This is a genomic window from Acinetobacter pragensis (genome assembly GCF_001605895.1).
Classification (GTDB): Bacteria; Pseudomonadota; Gammaproteobacteria; order Pseudomonadales; family Moraxellaceae; genus Acinetobacter; species Acinetobacter pragensis.
Window position 1 is genome coordinate 182,772 of record NZ_LUAW01000001.1, and the last position, 19,068, is coordinate 201,839.

The following is a 19,068-nucleotide window of genomic DNA, read 5'->3' on the forward strand; positions in this document are numbered from 1 at the left end:
CGTCGCAGCTGTTTTTGAAATCTTCCAGTGAATAAAAATAAGTGACCAAGTGATAAAAAGAGGCTTTTCTGCCTCTTTTTTTTATGTTGTGGATTGCTGAACTATTTTAGCTTCGGGTTGCGGTTATTCAATAAAGACTGCAAATTCGTCCACAGGAACGCGCGGCGTAATAAAGGTATTCACAATCTGTTCCGGATCGGCATAGCCTAAAGCCATGCCGCATACCAATTCTTCATCTTCTGAAGCATGAACTTCGCTGAGTACAATACTGTGGAAGTGATTCCACGCGGCTTGCGGGCAAGTATCTAAACCGCGGGCTTTGGCTGCCAGCATGACATTTTGAATCATCATGGCGATATCCATTTTAGAGCCTATGCCTAATGATTTATGCACTGTAAAGAACAGTCCGATCGGCGCATCAAACAGCTTGAAATTCCGCAGCTGCTGCTTCGCCATTTTTTCTTTTTCGCCTTTTTGAATTTGCAGCAGGCCATACAGGCCCCAGCCATTTTCACGGCGGCGGTCGATATATGGAGACAGCCACTGTTCTGGGTAATAGGGAAAGGTTTCTTTGTAGTTTTTTGCCAATTCAGGATTTAAAAATAAGGCTGATTGTGCGGTACACACTTTTTCAATCAATACTTTCCTTTTTTGGCCCTGTACGACATAAACTTTCCAAGGCTGAGTGTTGGTTCCAGATGGTGCGCGGCTTGCCACCTGAAGAATATCTTTCAGGGTTTGTTGATCTATAGGCGTATCTAGAAATGCGCGCACAGAGTGGCGCGCGGTGATGACTTGATCTACGGCTTGCTGCAGCTGCTGGTCCATTTTACATCCTTATGTTTGCTTTAAATTCTGGTTTTGCCCATAGATGTTTAACATTATTATGTGATTTAGAACAAGTATTGCTCCTGATGCATTAAATAATCAATAAAGTTTTAATACTTTTGGGGTATAGATATTTACCTTGTAGGTATAATTCTGGCATATTCCGCTAATTGAATGATATCTGACTTATGCAATTCTATTATCGTGTTCAAGAACTTATATCTTAAAAGAAGATATGCTGAGTTCAGCGGCAGGATTTTGTGCAATTGCGGTGAGTAAGCCTTTAATCGCATGCTACTAAAGCACAGATAGCCATTCGATGATTTGTCCGTTCAAATAATCAGCATGGGGTGTCAGGAAGAACAGCTCAATTTTAAAAATACTATGCATAAAAATGGATTGATAAAAGGGAGCTGTTTAACAGGACCGAATATTGCAAGTCAAAACAGTCATTGTGAAAATGGCCAACATGGCGCTGTTTAACCATTTGTAAATTTATAGCATTGAAAATTGAGCATTTTTGCTTATTCTTTATATCAATTACAAATGCGTAAAATCAGCAAAGTAATGTTTAATTTTTCCTGTATAAATATGCAATTAGGGAAAGTTAAAAATTGTCACAAAAAAAAGCATTTTCATCTGGATTGAAAATGATTGTGTGAAACTAGGATTCATCTGGAGAAAATATGAATTTCGCTCAACTTAAAAAACCTGTAGCACAATACAGCTTAGCCATTGCCGTTTCAGCACTGATGCTGAATTCTGCGCAAGCAGCCACAGCTGAACAAAAAGAAGTTGCGCAGTTGCGTGCTGAAGTTGCAGAGCTGAAAGCATTGATCAAACAGCAGCAGCAGGTTCAAGTGCAGCAGCAAGCTGATATTCAGCAAGTTAAAACACGTCCTGCTCCAGTAGTTGTTGCAGCAGCGCCTGCTTCACCGCTTGCTGGACTGAAATCTAAAGCGGGTGCAGATGTCAATCTTTATGGTTTTGTACGCGGTGATGCGAACTATATCATTGAAGGTGCAGATAATGACTTCGGCAGCGTGCATACATCAACCGGCGCTACAAAAGACAAGTTGCGCGCGACTGCGAAAACTACACGTATTGGCTTAGATTTTAGCGCGCCTGTTGGTGCTGACAATAAAGTTGGCGGTAAAATTGAAGCTGATTTCGCTGATTCTGACAGTGTGAAAAGTGAAGGTTTCCGTCTTCGTCATGCGTACTTAACTTATAACAATTGGTTATTTGGTCAAACGACTTCCAACTTCCTGTCTAGCCATGCACCTGAAATGATCGATTTCAGCACCAACGTGGGCGGCGGAACAACACGTTTACCGCAAGTACGCTATAACTTTAAGCTTGCTCCGCAAACTCAGTTATTTGTTTCTGCAGAAGAAGGTGACAGTAAAGGTACAGTTGCGGCTGATACTTCTTATCGTATTCCAAACCTTACTGCGAAGCTGACTCAAGGTTTTGCAGATGGTAAAGGTTCAGCATCTGCGCGCGCATTGGTTGAAAATTACAAGTCAGATGCTGCAAACGATACTGAAACAGCTTGGGGCGTTGCAGCTGGCGCATCATATGCAGTGACGGATCAATTGAAGCTGAATGGCGATCTTTCTTATGCGGAAGGCAACAGTAACTATTTATATGGTTCAAACTCTGCGTATTCTGTAGTGAATGGCAGTGTTGAGCAAAATAAATTTACTGCTGTTCAGGTTGGTGCAACATACAAGTTTAACGAAAAGCTTCGTTCAACTTTGGCTTATGGCGCTCTATTTGCGGATGATGGCAGTGCATACGCAAAAGCTGCAGCGAACAGCAATGCAAATGAAGAAGTTCAGCAAGCTTGGTTAAATATTATTTATGCACCAGTAAAACCAGTTGAGCTGGGTGTTGAATATGTAAATGGTAAGCGTAAAGCATTTGGCGGTGACTCTTACAATGACGACCGTGTTGGCTTAATGGCTAAATACAGCTTCTAATCTAAAATATGTAAATTGCCTAAAAACAGGAGCTTTATGCTCCTGTTTTTTATTTGATAGGATTGAACTGAGCGCTTATAAATTAAGCACTATTTTTTTAGAAAATAAATATAAAAAAACGATCACAGTTATTGATATGAATTATTGTAAAAAAATAAAGTTTTTACACAAAAAATATGCATAATGTCGCACTTTTATTCATATTGATGGTTGATCAAAATATTTGACAAGGATATTCGTTAAGATTCTAAATCATTAAGAGTGTGCGGAATATTTGGGCAATACATATGCCATTAGGGGAGTATGGTATTGCAAGTCATTTACATGAGAAGCATCAAATGAGCCACAGCATAAATATTTGGAATAAAACTTAGGCATTGGGTTAAACCGTGCTGCACTTTATTCATTTGATCAAATCTTTAATTGCTCTGGTTCATTACCTGCATGGACTATTATTATGGAATTTACTTTTAACGCATTTTATACCTTAATTGCTGCCGTGATCGTTCTATTGCTTGGACGGTTTCTTGTTAATAAAATTGGTTTTTTAAAACGCTATAATATTCCTGAACCCGTTGCGGGCGGTTTAGTCGCCGCTATTATATCGCTGATTGTGCATCAGCTTTGGGGATACAGCATTACCACAAGTAGTCAGCTGCAAACCAGCTTTATGCTGATTTTCTTTGCATCTATTGGTTTAAGCGCGAACTTTTCTAAATTAAGAGAAGGCGGCTTAGGCTTGGTGATCTTTCTGGTTGCTGTAGCATCATTTATTGTGGTGCAGGATTTTGTCGGAATTAGCCTAGCGACAATACTGGGTATTGATCCATTAATTGGCTTGATTGCAGGCTCTATCACGCTGACTGGGGGACATGGTACTGCGGGCGCTTGGGGTGAAATTTTAGAAACCCAGCACGGCATACAAGGCGCGCTGGCGCTTGGCATGGCAAGTGCGACCTTCGGTTTGATTATTGGCGGTATTATTGGCGGACCTTTAGCAAAATTGCTGATTAACCGTTATAAGCTAGCGACACCGCGCACCAATGAACAGATCGAAAAAAGTGACAGTACGCCTTTGGCCGATATCAATTCTACAGAATATGTTCCATTTGAATATCCGCACCGTGTCCGCCTAATTACGGCTGATAATGCTATTACGACATTGGGCCTGTTTGCCGGCTGCTTGGCATTTGCAGAGTTTATGACGGGCTATAGCAAAGGGACAATGTTTGAATTGCCGACATTTGTATGGGCGTTGGCAGGCGGCGTTATTCTGCGCAACGTGCTGGAAGGCATTTTAAAAATTCAAATTTTTGACCGCGCAATTGATGTTTTTGGTAATGCATCCCTTTCGCTGTATTTAGCGATGGCTTTGCTTTCTCTAAAACTGTGGCAATTATCTGACTTGGCTGGCCCGTTGGTTGTTATTTTGGGTGCACAAACATTAACAATGGGGCTGTATGCCGCCTTTGTCACATTCCGTGTGATGGGTAAAAACTATGATGCGGCGGTTTTGGCTGCAGGGCATTGCGGTTTTGGCATGGGCGCCACGCCAACAGCTGTCGCCAACATGCAGGCCATTACCAATATGTATGGGCCTTCACACAAAGCATTTTTGATTGTACCGCTCTGCGGCGCATTTTTTGTTGACTTGATTAATGCGACAGTCATTCAATTTATTTTAAAATTTTTTGCATAACTGAAGACTGTTTGAAATTTAAATGGCTTTAAAAAACCCAAGGAAACTTGGGTTTTTTTATGCAAAAAAATTCTCTGTGCAATTTATATTACCGGCCAGCTGCTTAAAACAGCGGTATAAGCGATAAAGCTGTCCATAATACCGAGCCAAATAGGTAATGGTATTCGCAATAAAATAAGGTGCATCCAAGTTTCAGAAATATCCAAAATATCTGCAGCAGGGATCTGGACGGTGTGATGGAAAGCTTTAAAACCAATCTTTTCAGATTATAATTTTAGACTGTGAGGCATTCTGGAAAGGGCTGAAATCGTCATTGCGGTTTTACGAATCATAACAATAGTGATGATGCGATCTCATTAGACTATCCCTCGTTAAATAAAATCAAAAATGAAAGTTGGAATCTGTGTGGTGAAAATGAAATTTGCTTTTGCTGCGTTTACAAGTGTGCTGCTTGCAGCGTGCCAAACTATTGCATCAAAACCTGCTGATACTGCAGCTTCATCTGTACAGCAAAGCGCTGCGCCGGCGTTAAACCGGGTTGAAGCCTATGCGGGCAAAGACCGGATTGATTTTCATAAACTGAAACAGCAGGAAAAGCGCCCCATTGTGGCTTTGGTGTTAGGCAGCGGCGGGGCACGCGGCTATGCGCATATTGGGGCAATTCAAGTTTTGGAAGCGCATGGCATAAAGCCGGATTTTATTGTTGGCACCAGTGCAGGCAGCATTGTGGGAACTTTATATGCGTCAGGTTTAAAGGCCGACGAGCTGCGTGAAGTTGCGCTGAGTATGAAGCCGAATGATGTGCGTGAAATCCGTTTAGATAAAAAAGGCGTGCTGGACGGGAAAAAAGTTGAGGATTATGTCAACAAACAAGTGAATAATACTCCGCTGGAATTGCTGAAAACGCCGATGTATGTTGTGGCAACCGAACTGCAGCAGGGCAAGAAAATGGTGTTTAACTCAGGCAATACGGGGCAGGCCGTACGCGCTTCGGTATCTATTCCAAGCATGTTCATTCCTGCGGTGATCAATCATCAGGAATATGTCGATGGCGGCTTGGTTAGCCCAGTTCCGGTCGATGTGGCACGTGATTTAGGTGCGGACATTATTATTGCTGTGGATATTTTGGCGCAGCCTGTTCATACCGAAACCAGCAATGTCTGGGGATTGTTCAACCAAAACATCAATATCATGCAGTATTATTTAGCGAAAGAAGAGTTAAAGCGTGCGGATGTGGTGATTCAGCCAGATATTCGAGAGAAGGCGCATATCTTTGATGTAAATGGCCGCGAAGCCACCATACAGGCTGGGGTAACAGCTGCTGAGCAAAAGCTGAATGCGATTACGAACATATTTGCAGCGCATAGCCATCCGCTTGAGCGTGAAGCGGCGATTTACAGCGTTCAGCAATAACGCGCACAGGGTTTAATACCGGATACTGATTGAATATAAAGTAGTGCATTGCGGTTTTTACTGCCGGTCTGCTTTTTTTATTTCTGTATTTAAACATTTTCTGTATTAGCTTTTGTCTGCGGCCTGCGGTTAGGAAGGGAACAGACAGTGTCTTAGCCTTTATAGTGATAAGATCCTGAACTTAAAACCATAATAGAAGAAATATACTTAATGTTTACTTTATTTTATTGATATTTAATAAATAATGAATTAATCCTTAAAACCTTAACTATAATATTAATTTTCTATTTAGCGTGTTTACTCAGATATATACGTTTACCTATGTCCATAAACCCGCTAAAATTTTACGGGTTTTTTATAGTTTAAATCAATTAATAAAAGCATGAGTAACTGCTATATGCATACATTGAAAATTGGCCAGCAAGTAACTTTAGCAGCCATGGAACAGCGGGTTTTTACTGTGACGTCCGTAAAAATTGACGGTTCGTATAACATTGAAACTGAGCTGGAAAATCAGCAGAAATTAACCTATGAAAATGTCGCTTTTGAAATGCTGAAAGTTATACCGCCTAAACTTTAAATGAGTATGTATACGGTATGTTTTTATGCGGATGCATGTAGGAATTTTATTGAAGATACGAAGAATAGAGTAAGCTAAAACGGAAATAGTTCAATTCCTGATGGATTTTACTTTATTTTTCAAATAATGAAATCTTGCATAGCGTTTGCACAAAATGGCAGAAGTTTGTAAATTCGTTTAATACTCAACCATTTAATGGAATTACTATATATTTTTTTGAATGATAGTTAAATCACTATAAATAATAATGATGAATTTTTTGCCGAATAGAACATTTTATTTAAGTTAAAAACGATATAATAATCATACTAATTAATGTCCTTCCATAAAGTCTAGAGAAACGCGATGTCCCCATTAGATCAAATTGCTCCGGTATTAGAAGACCAATCTGAATTAAATATGTCCGTCCTGATGACCCCAGATATGGCAAACTTTTCAGGCAATGTGCATGGCGGAACAATTTTAAAATTGCTGGATCAGGTGGCATACGCATGCGCCAGCCGTTACTCAGGCAGCTATGTGGTGACTTTGTCTGTAGATAAGGTTAATTTCAAAGAGCCGATTCATGTGGGCGAGCTGGTGACGTTCTTGGCAAGCGTGAACCATGTTGGCCGTACATCTATGGAAATCGGCATCCGTGTTGAAGCGCAGAATATTCAAAAGCGCACAGTACGCCATACCAACAGCTGCTATTTCACCATGGTCGCTGTCGATGAGACGGGCAAGCCAAAACCAATTCCAGAACTGAATTTAAATAATGACTGGAAACGATGCCGTTTTGAAGCCGCTGAACAGCGTAAGATTGCGCGTTTGCAGGAAAATCATCACCCGTCTTGCAGCATTTATAAAAAATCATCCCACAGCTAATTTCTGTAGATGATGCTAATCAAACCGCCTCAGGGCGGTTTTTTTATGCTGCCGTGTTTATTCGGTCTATAAATAGTCATATTTTATGTAGCGCTGCTGTTGTGATACCGGGCCGTAGATAATTTAAACGGTGTGCTTAACTGCCTTGGTCAAAATTTGTGTTGAACAGATTGCCGTTAAATCCTGAGTATTCAACTAAAGTTTTATCTTTGGAATTGAAATTGCCCTAGTGGCGGATATGATTTGCGCGTAACATAGAACGATACGTATCGTTTCGATTATGCATTCATTTTTAATGCATAGCATCAAGCTTTTGGGTCATATTTAGCTACGGATTCCGGATGAGTACAGCACCACATTCACTTGAAGTTTCTGATTTAAATGAAACGGGAAAGGTTTCCCGGCGCAGGCAATGCATTTTGCGTGCTGTAAACGATGCTTTGGCAGAATCTGATTACAGTCGATTGACTATAGAAGACATCGCTGCGCGGGCAGGTGTGGGCAAGTCCACGATTTACCGCTGGTGGAAGCATAAGTCTGATCTGGTTTTTGAAGCATTTAAGGAAAATACGGCTTCAGTTTTTGATTTGGATTTTGATCAGACGTTAGAATTTAATTTGAATCAGCAGCTGTCCAAACTTTCTAATGCATTAAATCATCATGTTGGCCGCGCTTTGCTGGTGGTGATGGCTGAGCATCGTGAAGCAGCAGGGGAGTTTTTTAAGCAGTATCTGCTGCCGCGCCGTGAACAGACCTATAAGCTGATTGCACTGGCGATTGAGCGCGGTGAAATAAAAGCTGATTATCCGTTCGAATTTATGCTGGATATGCTGTACGGCCCGATACATTATCAAATTATCTTTTTTAACCGCATGCCGGATCAGCGCTATATTCAACAGCTGGTGCATACTGCACTGCAGCCGATTCTTGTCACGCCGCAGCTGGCAGAGAACGATCATGCCTGAAAACTATTTGCCTGCCTTGCCCAGTGAGCAGCTGTGGAACCGTTCTTTTATATTGTGTCTATACAATAACTTATTTTTATTTATCTATTACTTTGCCATGCTGACCGTGCTGCCGATTTACATCATGCAGGACTTAGGCGGCACAATTAAAGAAGCTGGCTTGGCGCTGACCTTATTTTTGGTTTCTTCTATTGCTATCCGCCCGTTTTCGGGATTGATTGTAGAAAAGCTGGGTAAAAGAACTGCGCTGCGCGGCGCGGGGCTGCTGTTTGTCATGTTTGCATTCAGCTATTTGCTGATTGACAGTTTATGGTCTCTTTTACTTGCGCGCTTTTTGCATGGATTTTGGTTCAGTATTTTGACCACAGTCAATGTTCCTGTTGTAAATGACTTTATTCCAGAAAAACGTAAAGGTGAAGGCATGGGCTATTTTGTCATGTCGACGAATTTAGGTGTGGTTTTTGGGCCGTTAATAGCGTTGACTGTAATTCAGTTTGCCAGCTTCACAGCGCTGTTTGCGCTGCTCAGCATTGTGACCTGCATTGGCTATGTTTTTAGCCTGAGCTTAAAGGTGCAGGAATATCCGCAGGCTGTTGAAACAGACACTGTGCAAAAACGCAAAATTGGCTTGCATGATATTGTGGAAACCAAGGTGCTGCCAATCAGCTTGATTGCGCTGCTGGTTGCGTTTGCATATTCCAGTGTAACCAGCTTTATTACTGCTTATGCCGACAGTCAGAATCTTTTAAGCGCGGCCAGTGTTTTTTTTATTGTCTTTGCTGTTTCCATGATTGCGGTGCGCCCGTGGGTAGGCAAATGGTACGATCAAAAAGGGCCAAGTTCAGTCATTTATCCGTCGTTTATTTCATTTGCCATCGGTTTGGTTATTGTCGGCATGATGACCAATCAATGGATGCTGTGGCTGTCTGCGGTATTTATCGGCATGGGCTATGGTTCGCTGTTTCCCTGCATGCAGACCATGGCGATACAGTCAGTGCCGAAGCAGCGGATGGGGCATGCCATTTCAACATTTTTTGCTTTATTTGATATAGGCTTAGCAATAGGCTCGGTCATTATGGGGCTGCTGATCGCCTATTTTGACTACTCATTTACTTATTTAAGCTGTGCGGTCATGGTGATCGTGACGCTGTTTATTTACAAGGCCTCTGCGGTACTGAAGAAGCCTGCTCAAACATCCATTTCATAGAGGTGCAGTGTGGAATTACGACATTTGCGTTATTTCGTAGCCGTTGCAGAAGAGCTGAATTTTACCAAGGCCGCGCAGCGCATGTGCACTGTGCAGCCATCTTTGAGCCAGCAGATTAAAGACTTGGAAGTCGAGGTCGGTGTACAGCTTTTGCAGCGATCGAACCGTAAGGTTGAACTGACTGAAGAAGGCAAGGCCTTCTTAAAAGAAGCGCGGCTGAGCTTGGAGCATGCGGAAAAAGCCATGCTGGATGCACGGCAAGTGGCGCAGCTGACCAAAGAACAGCTGAATATCGGTTTTGTGCCGGTAGCGGAAATGAAAGTCTTTCCCTACATTATGCCGAACATTCGCGCACAGTTCCCTGAGCTGAAAATTCACTTCCACAGCCTGACGGATGCCGATCAGCTCAAGGCGCTGCATAGAGGGGAAATAGATATTGCATTTACCCGTTATGCCGAAGATTCTCCAGATATAGAGTCAGTTCAGGTATTTACTGAACCTTTGGCTTTAATTATGCCTAAAGGCTGCCCCGAGGCGGAGCAGCGCCATATCAGCATTAAAAGTTTTAATAAGCAGGAGTTTATTGTCAGTGATGAACATTCATCTCCGGAACTTTACCGCATTATTCAGGAATTTTTTAAACAGTCAAAATTGAATGTCAACGTGGTGCAGCATTCTACCAATATCCTGCTGAACGTTAATTTGGTGGGCATGGGAGTGGGCTGGAGTTTAGTCCCGTCTTATGTAATTCCGCTGCTGGGCGATAAAATTGTGGTGAAAAGCACCATTGAGCCCCTGCCGATGATTGGGCTGTATGCCAGTTACCGCAAAGACAAGAAAAATGAGGCGATTGAGCTGATTTTAAAAGTGCTGAAAGAGCAGTTCTATATGGGCTTTTTCTAAACGCAGCCTGCATCAAAAAGCCAGTCTTTAGACTGGCTTTTCTTTGGCGCAAAATAATAAATTTATACAGATTGAATTTTAATCGGACTTTATTCTAAATTGGATGCATCAATACTTTATTTACTTACCCCCATTTGCATACTAAAAACATTGTTTTAGGACGGCCGCGCCAATGAAATACTATAGCAATAAACAATCCCGCGGAAATACGCTGCTGCCTCTATTTAAAGAATTAGGCATTGAAAATGACATTGAGATGATTGAAGTGGATTATGCCAAAATTCATGATGCCGAATATCTCAGCATCAACCCCATGGGCAAAGTGCCGTGTTTGGTCGATGGTCCGGCAGTGATTAGCGAGACCGCCGCAATTTATGCATATTTGGCGGATAAGTATGACGAAAAAGGCCTAGCGCCTGCACTGCATGATCCGATGCGCGGTGAATATTTGAAATGGCTGTTTTTTTGCCATGGCCCAATGACGGAATATATGGATCTCAAATATCTGCAGGTGCCTGCAGATCAGATAGAACAGCGCAGGTCTGCATTGAGCATGGGCAATGAAGCGGCTGTATTTGCATTTTTAAAGCAGGGCATGAAGCAGGCCGATCCATATTTAACCGGTGAAAAATTTACGGCGGCGGATTTATATTTGGCGTACTGGATCGCCTATGCGGTGCAATTTAAAATTTTACCGTATTTAGATGAATTTAAGCCCTATATTCAGCGTATTAAGCAGCGTGAGTCTGTACAGGACATTGAATGGCTGCAGCAGCTGGCGCCATAAAAATAACTGAGCGAAAGACTGTCATGCGGACAGCCTGATGATAAAAAGCCAGAACGGACGGAGCGGCAGCAAATCCGGTTTGAATGCCTGAAATTTTAGCATAAAAAAGACCACGCATAATGCGTGGTCAGGCCTCTGAATATTTCAGAAATTCTAATTATTCTTTGACTGCATTATTTTGCATGCAGTTTAGCGAACAGCTGCTGGCTCACTTGATCCAGTGTTTGCGGAATAGCCAAGGCTGCCACAAAACGGTCAGGACGCAGCACCACGACAGATTCAGACGTTTTACCGAACCAAGTGCGGATGTCCGTGCCGATATCGCCAATGGTGATGACACCTTCAGGCTGTTTGCGGGCTTCATTTTTAAACTGCACTGCAGGAATGACCTGAATGAATTTCACGCCTAATTTTTGCCATTGCTGAATAGATGCATCGCTTAGGCCCCATTGCGGGTCTACGCCCCATGCAATTAAAGCAAAGTCATTGCCAATCACTTCATCCAGAAGCACAGTTTCACCTGTCGCTAATTTCACTTCCGGCTGAATAAACATTTTACCGACTGGTGAATCTTTGGCGCCATTGGTCACTAACGCGCCGTCATGGTATTTCGGCATTGGCTTAAAGCGCATTTCCAGCAGGTACTGTTTAATCGGCTTAATGTAGTTCAATGCATAGGCAATGCCGTCACGCACAAAACCTTGCCATTTCTTTGGTGGCGCCAGCACATGGCCTGCCATCACAGATAAGTCAATCATGGCTTTGGCATGGTCTTTACGTTCTACTTGGTAAGAGTCCAGCAATTCAGGTCCAGCTTTACCCTGTACGACGAGCGCCACTTTCCATGCCAAGTTAAAGGCATCGCGCATACCGCTGTTGTAGCCTTGACCTTGCCATACCGGCATGATGTGGGCCGCATCGCCTGCAAGCAGGATGCGGTCAACGCGGAATTTGTCGGCAATACGCGCGTTGTGGGTATATACACGCTGGCGGATCACCTCAATGCCGTCAGTAGTCGGCATGACTTTAGACAATAATTTTGCGATATTTTCAGGCTTGCTTAATTCTTCTTGAGTTTCGCCTGGCATCACCATAAATTCGAAGCGGCGGATGCCGTGAGGCAATGCAGCCGAAACATATGGGCGCACTGGGTCGCAGCATAGGTAGATATGCGGTGTAGCGAGCGGATCATTGTCGATATCAATTACGATCCATTGATTCGGCGCTGTTTCACCATCAAATGCAATGTTCAATGTACGGCGTACTACAGAGTTTCCGCCATCGCAGGCAATCAGGTACTGTGCATGCACAGTTTCTTTTTCACCGGCTTTATTGGTAATGCTGAGTGTTACGCCAGAATCATCCTGATGGAATTCTGTCAATTGGCGTGAAAACAGCACTTCTGTTTTTTTGTATTGTTTTAAGCCTTGCAGCAGAACATTGTCGACTTGAGGCTGAATAAACGCATTACGGCGTGAAAAACCGAATTCGCGGGTCAGCGGCTGGATGTCTGCAAAGCATCGGCCTTTAGGTGTTAAAAAACGCATAGCGTGATTTGGCGTGGTATGCGGTAAAACCTGATCCACCAAGCCTAGCGACTGGATGGTACGCAGTGATTCATCATCAATACCGATTGCACGCGGGTAATCAATCAAACTGTCCAGCTGTTCAATGACAGTCACCTGAACGCCTTGCTTGCTTAAGTAGTTGGCAATGGTTAAGCCCACAGGGCCGGCACCTAGAATCGCCACTTCAGCTGTAAAATTTGCTTTATTGCTCATGTGCAAACATCCAATTATTTCGCATTTGGCTTATTAACGGTGAATAAGCGTCCTGCAGCAAGCTATGCATAAGTAGGTGAAATAGATGGATGCTATGCTGAAATGTTGGAATTGTTTTTTTAAGGTTATGAAATATATTGTTTTAATTTTTATTTGTTCATAGCCTTAGATGATTTATCTATCATTTTTAACTATTAATAAACACCAATACACATGAAAAAACCGGATAACGCTTGGCATTATCCAGTTTGTCTTCGTTCGCAAATCAGGCTAAACGTTATGAAGGGGTCCACAACTGAGCAGTTTTAGCCTGTAATTAAACAGCAATCAGTACGGTTTAATCGTATGCTGAACCTGTTACTGAGCAGGCTGAGCGGGAGCTGCAGTTTCAGCTTGCGCTTCAGATGCAGGCTGCGCTGCAGTAGAGCCCGCGGCAGCTTCTTCAGCACCGGCTGCTGGCTGTTCTTGTGTGCTTACAACAACTTTTTCTTCTTGAGCTGGCTGAGCGTCTTTAGCGGCAAAAGTTGTAGCCGCTGCAGCAGCTAAAGTTGAAGCGAGTAAAATTTGAGATAATTTCATGTTGGCATCCTTAATTGTGTATTTTAGTTCATGAATTCAAATTGAGCATCACCCTCAATCTGAACAGTTGTCCATGCTAAGAGCCGAAACCGCTGCAAGCAATGTTTGCAGCAAAAGACTGCTATATGGGTTACAAAAACACTATAAAATTTAGTAATTTGTTGATTTGTGTGAAATAAAAAATTAAATAAGGGCTTAAAATGTATGTAAATATTTCAACAGTACCAATTTGAAGTCGGCGCTGTAACACTCCAGTTACAAATCAAGTGAGAACTGACTGAATCCAGCATTAAATGTGGAAATCAAATGTAAAATTTCATTACAGATTGACCTGAATGTGAATTGATTATGTCATTTAGGTCAATAAGCCATATATTTTGAATTGGTTTTTGCTTTCGATATTCAAGATTAAAATCAATTGCTGAGGCAGGAGCTATGCTCAAACTGCGTAGCCCAGCGGGCTGAATTCATTCAATCCTGTCATGTGCATGCACGGCAATTGAAGCGCTAGCAGCTGCCATGCACGTTAACGTGATGCTGTGCTGTTCTTTTACGTTAAATATTCTTCCTGTGTGAAATGGTCAAATCAATGGCTTGTGAATAAAACCCTGCCGTCATGCTGGACAGGCAAGCGCTTGCAAGAACAGGCGCATCCCGTTATAAAATGCTGAATTAAACGGCCGCACGCAGGTATCCTTTTGAAGCTCGTTACATCATCGCAAGCCATTCCCGTTCATATCATTTCCGGATTCTTAGGTGCAGGAAAAACGACTGTGCTCAAGCATTTGCTCAGTCAAAAGCCTGAACATGAAGTGTGGGCCGTGCTGATGAATGAATTTGGCCAAATTGGTGTCGATCAGCAATTGCTGCCGCAAGATCATGGCTATGCGGTCAAGGAGCTGCTGGGCGGCTGCTTATGCTGCAGCAGTCAAATGCCTATGCAAATAGCCTTGTCACGCCTGCTTTCAGAAACACAGCCAGACCGTTTGTTTATAGAGCCGACGGGGCTCGGGCATCCTGCGCAGCTGCTGGAACAGTTGACAGAACCGCATTGGCAGGCGCACTTGAATATGCGCGCACTGCTTACGGTGGTTGATGGTTCTCGGCTGCATGATACGGCTTGGAGCCAGCAAAATTTATATGCAGATCAGTTGAAGGCGGCCAAAATTGTGGCAGTGTCGCATGCCGATAAAATGAGCGCTGCAGATGAGCAGGCGCTGGCAGCATTGCAGGCCGAATATCAGCCCTATCAGCAAGTTTGGCGGAAAATCTCGATGGGTGAGTTGAAGCTTGCAGATATCGATCAGCCTTATTCCGGGACTGCGCGTAAAATTCAGCCGCTGCTGCGGGTACAACAGCAGCTGAGTCAAGGCGAGGCGCCGCCGGAAATCAAGCAGCTGCCGTATCATTATGTGGAAACAGCACAAGGCTACAGTGTCGCGGGCTGGAAAATGCCGAAGCGCTGGGTCTTTGATTTCTATGATTTACTGGATTTGTTATGCGAGCAAAAAAACTGGCTGCGTATCAAAGGGATTTTTCAAACCAATGCCGGCTGGAAAAGCTTTAATTTTAATCCTGAACAATTTAACTACCAGTCATCAGCAGAAAATATTGATAACCGCTTAGAAATTATTTATCAGCAAGAGCATGAGTGGCTGCAATTTGAAACCCTGCTGATGAATTGCCGCACCGATGACGGGAAATAGCCGTATCTTTTCTGCAAATCAGTGATTAAATCTTATATGCTAGGCGCCAAATTTGAGGACTTGATCATGGCGCTGAAAGCTACAATTTATAAAGCAGACTTGAATATTGCCAATATGGACGTGCACCAATATGGCGATTACCAGCTGACAATGGCGCTGCATCCGTCAGAAACTATTGAACGCCTGATGGTGCGCATTTTGGCTTATGCCCGTTATGCAGATGAAGCATTGGAATTTACCAAGGATTTGTTTGAAACCGATGAGCCGGCGCTGTGGGAAAAAGATTTAACCGGACAGCTGGTGAAATGGATTGAAGTCGGCAGCCCGGATGAAGACAAAGTCAAGAAAGCCTGCGCGCGCTGCAGCAAAGTTGCCATTGTGACCTACGGCACCGCCGTCGATGAATGGTATAAGCGCAACAGCAAGCTGAAAACGTTAAAAAATCTTGAAGTGTGGAGATTGTCTTTAGCAACAACGGAAGCCATTCAAGCCCTATGCGAACGCACCATGCAGCTGCAGCTGAACATTATGGACGATGAATGGACCTTAATTGGCGATCAGGCGCAGGCGCTGGTTGAGTGGGAACAGCTGCAATAAATAAGTATTTTCTTTCAATTAATTGAATGAAAGATGTGAGCAGGGCTTGCATCTTTCCTGCAAAATTTCGTATACCTGAATCAGGATATAACAATAAAGGTTCAGTATGTATGCAGATTATGCTGACTTAATTCATTTGCTGATTGCTTTAGGGATTGGGGCAGTCATTGGCGCAGAGCGGGAGTACCGCAGCAAATCGGCAGGTCTGCGCACCATGATTATGGTCAGCCTCAGCTCATGTTTATTTACGATTCTGTCTTTGAAAATCGGCGTGGAAAATCCAGACCGGCTGGCCGCAAATATCCTCACGGGCTTGGGCTTTTTAGGCGCCGGGGTTATTTTTAAAGATGAAAACCGCATTTCCGGCATTACGACCGCAACAACAATTTGGATGACCGCAGCGATCGGCATGGCTGTCGGCGCTGGATATGTCGTGCTGAGCCTGTTTTCCGCCTTTATTGTTTTGATTGTGCTGGTGATGCTGATCTATGTGCAGGAGCGCATTGAAAATCTGCATCAGGCGCGGACTTACCGCATTGTCTGCACCTATAGACAGGAAACGCTGGATAAGTACGAAGAATTATTTAAAGCGTTTGATATGCAGGTCATCCGCAATACTCAGCACAAAACTGAACAGAAGATTACAGGGCGCTGGGTGCTGATCGGCACAGCTGAAAATCACCGTAAGCTGACTGAATACTTATTGGATGATGTCAGCATCATGGAGCTCAGTTTTTAATTGGACTGGGCTTTTTGGCAAATAGCAAATAAAGACGCGGATTTTCAGCCGCAGCCGTTTATAATGCAGGGTTACAGAGTTATTTATAAAGGTGCACAGCAATGTCAAATGAATTAGAAATTATTGAATTGAAAATCGGCGAAGGTAAAGAAGCGGTAAAAGGCGCACTAATTACGACGCACTATACTGGCTGGCTGGAAGACGGCACCAAATTTGATTCATCGGTTGACCGCGGCAGTTATTTTGAAACAGTCATTGGCACAGGCCGCGTGATTAAAGGCTGGGATCAGGGCATTATGGGCATGAAAGTAGGCGGTAAGCGTAAACTGATCGTGCCGTCACATTTGGCTTATGGCTCGCGCAAGATGGGCAATATTATTCCAGCCAACTCAAATTTAATTTTTGAAATTGAATTGTTCGATGTGAAAACCCGTGATTAATCTTTAATCTGCATCGGTTATTCAACAGCAAGGATGCTGTTGATCAAAAAATAAAGAAAGTATTTGGAAATCATTAAGTTTCATTTTACATTGAGTTTTAGACATATACAGGGAACGGGACGCCTTGCGTTATTTGCATAATGCTATCCGTATTTTTCAGGGATTATTGCTGCTGAGCTGCATCATTCTATTGGGGCAAACGTCTGTGTTTGCGCAATATGAGTCTGCGCCGGCTTCTTTTTATGAAAAATACAGCGACAGCATTAATACCTTGTCTTTTACTGAAAATGACAGTACTCAGCTGCAAGGGCAATGGCTGTTTTATCAAAAGCATTTTTTGAAACAGCCGAGCAGCATATTGACTGGCAAGACAGTCTTTTTACCGGCTTCATTTAAAGAGCTGACAGGCAGCAATGAAAATTATGGAACTTTTGTCGGTTATTTTAAAATTCCCAAAGAATTTGTTGGGCGCCGTATCGGGATTAAAATCCCGAATCAGTACGGGGCCTATCGGGTTTATCTGAATGGCGACTTTCTGATTCGCTTGGGTGAGGTTGGTAAAAATGCTGAAAGCCAAGTCACTGAGAATGCTCCCAAAATTGCATATTTTATTGCTGAAAAAGAATATTTTACTTTAGCGATTCAAGCCTCCAGCTTTTCCTCTTTGCATGGCGGGCTGGAAAATCCAATGCGTATTGGTATTGCTAAAACCATCAACCGCCAATTCCAGCAGCTGATGATGAGTATTGCCGTGGTGTGCGGCGGGGTACTGGGTATTGGTTTCTTTACTATTTTATTTTCGCTATTCCGCGGTTCTAAGCAGCGCAATAGCAAAAGTATTTTCGTCTTCGGCATTTTCATTATTTTTTTGGCGCTGCATAACTTTTTCTCTGCGCCGTATGCCTACACAACAGTGACAGAAATCGATTGGCTGTGGGGGACGCGTTTAGAGTATTTATTCACCTATTTAACGATCCTGTTTTTTATCAGCTATATCCATTTTCTGAATGCGCGTTACTTGCACCGCTTAAATTATCAAATTGCAATGCTGCTGCTGGCGCTGAATATTGGGGTAACATTAATTGCGCGCCCTGAAATTTTTGAGCGGCTGGCGCTGTACTGTTCGGTGTTCAGCCTATCTGTATTGGCAAATTTTATTTATGGCTTTTATCAAACCCTGAAGTTAAAAGAGCCTTATTCTCTCTTAAATTTATGCGCCGTGATTTTTTTATGCGTAACATTTTTAAATGACTTCCTGCTGCTGCTGAACTGGGTTGATTCAGTCAATCTGTCTTTTATTTCGAGCAGTCTGTATGCATTGCTGATTATGTTCCAGCAGTCGAGGAACTATGCTTATCAAACGTTCCATACAGAGCAGCTGAATAATAATTTGATGGAGCTGAATCGGCTGCTGGATCAGAAAGTCAAGTCCCGTACAGAACAGCTGCATGAGCTGAATGCCAAACTTGAACATCAGGTGAAGGTTGATGCGCTTACCGGCGCTTACAACCGGCGTGCGCTGAATGATGAGATTCAAGAGCGCTTTTCAGAAACCAAGCACCAGCAGCACGGCACTTTGATATTCGCTATGCTCGATGTCGACTATTTTAAAAACTATAATGACTATTATGGGCATTTGAAAGGTGACGAAATATTAAAGCAGCTGGTTCAAATCATCGCTAAAAGTTTGCCGCCCTCGGCATTTTTGGCGCGTTATGGCGGAGAAGAATTCGCCATTGTTCTGCAGAATGTGCCGCTGCAGGTTTCAGTCGATTTGATGGATGCCGTCATGGATGCGATCCGCCAAGCGCAGCTTGAACATTGTAAGCGCGGAGATCAAAAAAATATTGTCACAGTCAGCATGGGAATGGCGTGTATGGACAGGAATCAGACCTATGCAGATATTCATGCTTTAATGCGCACGGCAGATGAAAAATTATATGAAGCGAAACAGTCTGGTCGTGATCAGCTTAAAGCCGCATAGGTAAAAGT

General features: G+C 43.1%; 17 protein-coding genes. 14 read left to right on the forward strand and 3 right to left on the reverse strand.

The window, feature by feature from the left end:
• Positions 1-123: 123 nt before the first annotated feature.
• The gene (locus AZH43_RS00855; RefSeq protein WP_067665401.1) at positions 124-828 is read right to left on the reverse strand and encodes a nitroreductase; all 705 of its coding nucleotides are present in this window, start codon (positions 826-828) and stop codon (positions 124-126) included.
• 686 nt (positions 829-1,514) lie between these two features.
• Here AZH43_RS00855 and AZH43_RS00860 point away from each other — a divergent pair.
• From AZH43_RS00860 to AZH43_RS00900, 9 genes are all read left to right on the forward strand, one after another.
• Positions 1,515-2,813 (forward strand): DcaP family trimeric outer membrane transporter, encoded by a 1,299-nt coding sequence (locus tag AZH43_RS00860; RefSeq protein ID WP_067665404.1) that lies wholly within the window; start codon positions 1,515-1,517, stop codon positions 2,811-2,813.
• A 457-nt stretch (positions 2,814-3,270) separates the two neighbouring features.
• The gene (gltS, locus tag AZH43_RS00865; RefSeq protein ID WP_067665407.1) at positions 3,271-4,512 is read left to right on the forward strand and encodes a sodium/glutamate symporter; all 1,242 of its coding nucleotides are present in this window, start codon (positions 3,271-3,273) and stop codon (positions 4,510-4,512) included.
• Between the two features lie 414 nt (positions 4,513-4,926).
• The gene (locus tag AZH43_RS00870) at positions 4,927-5,925 is read left to right on the forward strand and encodes a patatin-like phospholipase family protein (protein WP_206598949.1); all 999 of its coding nucleotides are present in this window, start codon (positions 4,927-4,929) and stop codon (positions 5,923-5,925) included.
• Between the two features lie 397 nt (positions 5,926-6,322).
• Positions 6,323-6,505 (forward strand): hypothetical protein, encoded by a 183-nt coding sequence (locus AZH43_RS00875; protein WP_067665413.1) that lies wholly within the window; start codon positions 6,323-6,325, stop codon positions 6,503-6,505.
• A 345-nt stretch (positions 6,506-6,850) separates the two neighbouring features.
• Entirely contained in the window at positions 6,851-7,372 is a 522-nt protein-coding gene (locus tag AZH43_RS00880) for an acyl-CoA thioesterase (protein WP_067665415.1), read from the forward strand.
• A gap of 341 nt (positions 7,373-7,713) precedes the next feature.
• Positions 7,714-8,337 (forward strand): TetR/AcrR family transcriptional regulator, encoded by a 624-nt coding sequence (locus AZH43_RS00885; protein WP_067665420.1) that lies wholly within the window; start codon positions 7,714-7,716, stop codon positions 8,335-8,337.
• On the forward strand, positions 8,330-9,544 hold the full coding sequence (locus tag AZH43_RS00890) for an MFS transporter (RefSeq protein ID WP_067665423.1): 1,215 nt from the start codon (positions 8,330-8,332) through the stop codon (positions 9,542-9,544). Before AZH43_RS00885 ends, AZH43_RS00890 begins: the two co-directional genes overlap by 8 nt.
• 9 nt (positions 9,545-9,553) lie before the next feature.
• Entirely contained in the window at positions 9,554-10,447 is an 894-nt protein-coding gene (locus tag AZH43_RS00895) for a LysR substrate-binding domain-containing protein (RefSeq protein WP_067665426.1), read from the forward strand.
• Positions 10,448-10,619: 172 nt separating this feature from the next.
• Positions 10,620-11,234, forward strand: coding sequence for a glutathione S-transferase family protein (locus AZH43_RS00900; protein WP_067665429.1), 615 nt, complete (start codon positions 10,620-10,622; stop codon positions 11,232-11,234).
• 173 nt (positions 11,235-11,407) lie between these two features.
• Here the strand turns inward: AZH43_RS00900 and AZH43_RS00905 are convergent, their stop codons facing one another.
• Together AZH43_RS00905 and AZH43_RS00910 are read right to left on the reverse strand one after the other, a co-directional pair.
• Positions 11,408-13,015, reverse strand: a complete 1,608-nt coding sequence (locus tag AZH43_RS00905) for a bifunctional 3-(3-hydroxy-phenyl)propionate/3-hydroxycinnamic acid hydroxylase (RefSeq protein ID WP_067665432.1) — start codon at positions 13,013-13,015, stop codon at positions 11,408-11,410.
• A gap of 357 nt (positions 13,016-13,372) precedes the next feature.
• Entirely contained in the window at positions 13,373-13,594 is a 222-nt protein-coding gene (locus tag AZH43_RS00910; protein WP_067665435.1) for a hypothetical protein, read from the reverse strand.
• A 698-nt stretch (positions 13,595-14,292) separates the two neighbouring features.
• On the opposite strand from AZH43_RS00910, the gene AZH43_RS00915 reads away from it, so the two are divergent.
• The 5 genes from AZH43_RS00915 (at position 14,293) to AZH43_RS00935 (ending at position 19,060) form a co-directional block, all read left to right on the forward strand.
• A complete protein-coding gene (locus AZH43_RS00915; protein ID WP_067665438.1) occupies positions 14,293-15,300 on the forward strand; it encodes a CobW family GTP-binding protein in 1,008 nt (335 codons plus the stop codon).
• A gap of 66 nt (positions 15,301-15,366) precedes the next feature.
• On the forward strand, positions 15,367-15,897 hold the full coding sequence (locus AZH43_RS00920; protein WP_067665514.1) for a YaeQ family protein: 531 nt from the start codon (positions 15,367-15,369) through the stop codon (positions 15,895-15,897).
• A 106-nt stretch (positions 15,898-16,003) separates the two neighbouring features.
• Positions 16,004-16,636, forward strand: coding sequence for an MgtC/SapB family protein (locus tag AZH43_RS00925; RefSeq protein ID WP_067665441.1), 633 nt, complete (start codon positions 16,004-16,006; stop codon positions 16,634-16,636).
• 101 nt (positions 16,637-16,737) lie between these two features.
• Positions 16,738-17,076 carry an FKBP-type peptidyl-prolyl cis-trans isomerase gene (locus AZH43_RS00930; protein ID WP_067665444.1) on the forward strand — a complete coding sequence of 113 codons (339 nt, stop codon included), beginning with the start codon at positions 16,738-16,740 and terminating at the stop codon, positions 17,074-17,076.
• Positions 17,077-17,200: 124 nt separating this feature from the next.
• Complete coding sequence (locus AZH43_RS00935) at positions 17,201-19,060, forward strand: GGDEF domain-containing protein (protein ID WP_067665447.1); 1,860 nt, start codon at positions 17,201-17,203, stop codon at positions 19,058-19,060.
• Positions 19,061-19,068: the final 8 nt, after the last annotated feature.